Annotated in this window: 1 rRNA gene; it reads left to right on the forward strand. The window is 47.9% G+C overall.

Features of this window, described 5'->3' with window-relative positions:
* Positions 1-1,713 (forward strand): 23S ribosomal RNA (locus GQ47_RS20580); the annotation flags it as partial.
* Positions 1,714-1,886: the final 173 nt, after the last annotated feature.

Consider the following 1,886-nt stretch of genomic DNA (forward strand, 5'->3'; position numbering starts at 1 on the left):
ATAAACATATTACCGAAGCTATGGATTTGCAGTTTACTGCAAGTGGTAGGGGAGCATTCTGACAGGGTTGAAGGTGTATCGTAAGGTATGCTGGACCGGTCAGAAAAGAAAATGTAGGCATAAGTAACGATAATGCGGGCGAGAAACCCGCACACCGAAAAACTAAGGTTTCCACAGCTATGCTAATCAGCTGTGGGTTAGTCTGGTCCTAAGGCGAACCCGAAAGGGACAGTCGATGGCCAACGGGTTAATATTCCCGTACTACTAATTACTGTGATGGGGTGACGGAGTGATGAAAGCGCCGCGAACTGACGGAATAGTTCGTTGAAGTACCTAGCTATATTCTCTATAGGCAAATCCGTAGAGAATGGTGAAATACGATAGTACTCGGAGTCTTCGGACAAAGAGATAGTGCGCCTAAGGGCTTCCAAGAAAAACCTCTAAACTTCAGGTAATTAGTACCAGTACCGTAAACCGACACAGGTAGTTGAGGAGAGAATCCTAAGGTGCTCGAGAGATTCATGGCTAAGGAATTAGGCAAAATAGACCTGTAACTTCGGGAGAAAGGTCGCCCCCAGCAATGGGGGCCGCAGTGAAGAGGTCCAGGCGACTGTTTATCAAAAACACAGGGCTCTGCAAAATCGTAAGATGAAGTATAGGGCCTGACACCTGCCCGGTGCTGGAAGGTTAAGAGGAGATGTTATCTTCGGAGAAGCATTGAATTGAAGCCCCAGTAAACGGCGGCCGTAACTATAACGGTCCTAAGGTAGCGAAATTCCTTGTCGGGTAAGTTCCGACCTGCACGAATGGTGTAACGATCTGGACACTGTCTCAGCCATGAGCTCGGTGAAATTGTAGTAACGGTGAAGATGCCGTTTACCCGCAGTGGGACGAAAAGACCCTGTGCACCTTTACTATAGCTTAGTATTGACCTTGGATAAATGATGTGTAGGATAGGTTGGAGACTGTGAAGCGGCGTCGCCAGGCGTTGTGGAGTCATTGTTGAAATACAACCCTTTGTTTATCTGAGGCCTAACCCCGTGTTGCGGGGGACAGTGCTTGGTGGGTAGTTTGACTGGGGTGGTCGCCTCCAAAAGAGTAACGGAGGCTTCTAAAGGTTCCCTCAGTACGCTTGGTAACCGTGCGTAGAGTGCAATGGCATAAGGGAGCTTGACTGAGAGACATACAGGTCGATCAGGTACGAAAGTAGAGCATAGTGATCCGGTGGTTCCGCATGGAAGGGCCATCGCTCAAAGGATAAAAGGTACGCCGGGGATAACAGGCTGATCTCCCCCAAGAGCTCATATCGACGGGGGGGTTTGGCACCTCGATGTCGGCTCGTCACATCCTGGGGCTGGAGAAGGTCCCAAGGGTTGGGCTGTTCGCCCATTAAAGTGGCACGCGAGCTGGGTTCAGAACGTCGTGAGACAGTTCGGTCTCTATCTACTGTGGGCGTTAGAAATTTGAGTGGATCTGATTCTAGTACGAGAGGACCGAATTGGACTAACCTCTAGTGTATCTGTTGTCCCGCCAGGGGCACCGCAGAGTAGCTACGTTGGGAAGGGATAAGCGCTGAAAGCATATAAGCGCGAAACCCACCACAAGATGAGATTTCTTTTAAGGATCGTGGAAGATGACCACGTTGATAGGCTATAGATGTAAAGGCAGTAATGTCATAGTCGAGTAGTACTAATAATCCGTAAGCTTATGTACACCCTTTTCTCTCCCGTCCAAAAGACGGGAGAGAAGAAACTTTCTAAACAAATACTTCTTTTCTTTATCTCAGTATGTTAAAATATTTGCCCGTCGCGGGCAGTGAATAGTAAAGAGTAAGTAGTGATTAGCTTAAAAACTAATTACTGATCACTAAGGACTAGTCACTAAAA

The sequence above is a fragment of the Flavobacterium sp. ASV13 genome (genome assembly GCF_000745775.1).
Lineage (GTDB): Bacteria > Bacteroidota > Bacteroidia > Flavobacteriales > Flavobacteriaceae > Flavobacterium.